The following is an 802-nucleotide window of genomic DNA, read 5'->3' as shown; positions in this document are numbered from 1 at the left end:
AAAAAAGCAGATACAGTTGAGGTTGTCGGAGTGGATAGCAGCTATGTGGAACGTAATCGTAAAGCAGTAACCGTTACTGGTGAAGATGTCGTTGATTACAGCTTGACAGTTGATCAAAATCCATACATCGTTGGTACATCAACATCGTTAACTGGTACGTTTGGTAAAGGTATTTCGAAAGTACGTCTATTTGTTAACGGCAGTGTGGTCGCACAAGCAACAACTGATAATAACGGAAAATACACATTTGCAACTGCCGCACAGTACATTAAGTCAAGTGCTGATGCAATTAAAGTTGTTGGAGTAGACGCACAATACATTCAACGTGCTGAGAAACCAGTTACTGTACAAGGTAGCGCTCCAACACTGGATTACACGCTTACAGCAGATTCTTACAGCTTAAATCAAGCAGCTCTAACAGGTAAATATGGTAAAGATATTTCAAAAGTACGCTTGTTCGTAAATGGTACTGTAGTCACACAAGCGCAAACAGACGGAAATGGCAACTATACATTCCCGAATGCAGCATCGCTGATCAAAGCAGGCGACAAAGTTGAAGTAGTAGGTGTAGATAGTCGTTACGTAGAACAAAAACGCATTCAAGTTACAGTCCAAGGAAGTGCAGTAGGGGACTACGCACTGTCAGTAAACCCTTATGCACTTGGTCAAGAAGCATTGACTGGTAAGTACGGAGCAGACATTGCGAAAGTACGTCTCTTCATCAACGGAGCAGTTGCTACGCAAGCCCAAGTTGACGGTAATGGCAACTACACATTCCCGAATGACAGGTGCATTAATCAAA

1 protein-coding gene is annotated in these 802 nt (G+C 42.5%); it reads left to right on the top strand.

Annotated elements, in window-relative coordinates:
* Positions 1-802, top strand: an 802-nt coding sequence (locus tag MFLO_RS15805) for an immunoglobulin-like domain-containing protein (protein WP_036098743.1), incomplete at both ends; no start/stop codon positions are given.

This window comes from Listeria floridensis FSL S10-1187 (assembly GCF_000525875.1).
Taxonomy (GTDB): domain Bacteria; phylum Bacillota; class Bacilli; order Lactobacillales; family Listeriaceae; genus Listeria; species Listeria floridensis.
This window is presented reverse-complemented; position numbering and strand designations above follow the sequence as displayed.